At 60.8% G+C, this 2,062-nt stretch carries 2 protein-coding genes; both read left to right on the top strand.

What is annotated here, in order from left to right; all coding sequences use genetic code 11:
* Window positions 1-144 precede the first annotated feature (144 nt).
* A complete protein-coding gene (gene istA / locus EV561_RS36905; RefSeq protein WP_132528777.1) occupies window positions 145-1,404 on the top strand; it encodes an IS21 family transposase in 1,260 nt (419 codons plus the stop codon).
* A partial coding sequence (gene istB / locus EV561_RS36900) for an IS21-like element ISRel3 family helper ATPase IstB (RefSeq protein ID WP_132528776.1) occupies window positions 1,401-2,062 on the top strand: 662 nt, incomplete at its 3' end. The genes istA and istB, both read left to right, overlap by 4 nt.

Raw genomic sequence — 2,062 nt, 5'->3', positions numbered from 1 at the left:
TGTCAGTACCGGAGCAATACTCCCCAATAGTGCCGTTTGAATCTTCCCCAGGTGCTGCGGCCGCTGGTCTTCCGGGGCGCGCCCCGGAAGACCAGCGGCGCGTCATCGCCGATACTCCTTCCGATGGTCGGAAGGGGGATATTGGTGATCAAGCTGAGGGAGACGATCATGATCCTGGATTTGCATCAGCAGGGGCTGACAGTGTCGGCTATTTCCAGAGAAACGGGCATCGATCGCAAGACGGTGCGCAAATACATCGAGCGGGGCCTTGAGGCTCCAGCCTATGGTCCAAGAATGCCGCGGGCAACAGTCATCGACCCGTTTGCTCCATATCTTCGGGAGCGCGTAAAATCCTATCCTGGCCTGACGGGCAGTCGATTGTTTCGAGAGCTCCGCGAGCGGGGCTACACGGGAGGCTACACCGCGGTAACGGACTTTCTGCGCGATGTACGGCCTCCGGCTAGTAACGGCTTCGAGGTTCGGTTCGAGACGCCGCCCGGTGAGCAAGCACAGGTCGATTTCGCCCAGTTCCATGTTGTTTTCACCGACGAACCGATGACGCCGAGGATCGTCTGGCTGTTCTCGATGGTGCTGGGTCACAGCCGTCTTATCTGGGCGCGTTTCGTCATGCATCAGAACCTGCCGACCGTCCTGCGATGCCACATCGCGGCCTTCGAGGCTATTGGCGGGGCTCCTCGGGAGGTGCTTTACGACCGGATGAAGACCGCCGTGATCGGCGAAGGTCAGACGGAGGGCATCGTTTATAACCGCGCCCTTATCGACCTGGCGCGCCATTACGGTTTCCACCCGAAGGCGTGCAAGCCTTATCGCGCCAAGACAAAGGGGAAGGTCGAACGGCCGTTCCGTTATATCCGCGAAGACTTCTTCCTCGCACGCTCATTCCGCAATCTCGACGATCTGAACGCCCAGCTCCGGCACTGGCTCGATACCGTCGCTAACCCAAGGAAGCATGCCACGACGCAGCGCGTCGTCAATGAGGCCTTTGCAGAGGAGCGGCCGCACCTGCGACCGTTGCCGTTGGCACCATTCAAATCTGTTCTGAAGCTCGAGCGTCGAGTGTCGCGGGAGGGCATGGTCAGCGTCGGCGGCAATACTTACAGCGTTCCGGATGCCACACGTAGTCGAATGGTAGAAGTCCATTCTCTCGCCGACGAGGTCCGCATCTTCGAGAACGGCACGCTGATCGCAGCCCATCCCGTCCTGGAGGGTCGCAAACAACGACGGGTCCATCCTGACCATCGACAGGCATTCGCCCTGCAACATCGGTCCAGGACGCGCGACGACGCCATTGTCGTCAAACCAGCCGGCGACACCGTGCTGCAGCGGTCGCTCGCCTTCTACGACGCCGTCGGCAAAGCCCTGGCACAGGAGAACCGCCCATGAGTGCGGCCCTCGATGCCATCCCGTCCATGATAGATCGTATCCGTCATGATCTCGTCGGTCTGAAGATGCCGCGCGCACTGGAAGCGCTCGACCATGTCGTGCGGCGCCTCGAGCACGGTGAGCTATCTGCACTCGAAGCCATCGATATTCTCCTGTCGGAAGAACTGACCCTGCGGGAGAACAGCCGCATCAAGACCGCCCTGCGCATGGGCAGGCTTGCAACGATCAAGACGCTCGCCGGCTTCGACTTTACCTTCCAGCCCTCGCTCGACCGAGATCGCATCTTCACCCTGGCGCAGCTCGGGTTCGTCGACCGTCACGAAGCGGTTCATTTCCTCGGCCCACCGGGAACGGGCAAAAGCCATCTTGCCACGGCGCTGGGCGTCGAAGCCGTGAAGGCTGGAAAGAGCGTGTACTTCACGACGCTCGCTGACCTGATCGGGTCGCTTGCCCGTTCCGAACGGGAAGGTCGGCTCCAGGAGCGCATTCGCTTCTTCTGCAGGCCGAGCCTGCTGATCGTTGACGAGATCGGCTATCTTCCGGTCGTCCAAGGCGGCGGCAATCTCTTCTTTCAGCTCGTCAATGCGCGATACGAACGGGGTGCCATGATCCTGACGTCAAACCGCGGGTTTGCTGAATGGGGCGATGTCTTCGGCGA

The sequence above is a fragment of the Rhizobium sp. BK376 genome (assembly GCF_004341625.1).
GTDB lineage: Bacteria > Pseudomonadota > Alphaproteobacteria > Rhizobiales > Rhizobiaceae > Rhizobium.
This window is presented reverse-complemented; position numbering and strand designations above follow the sequence as displayed.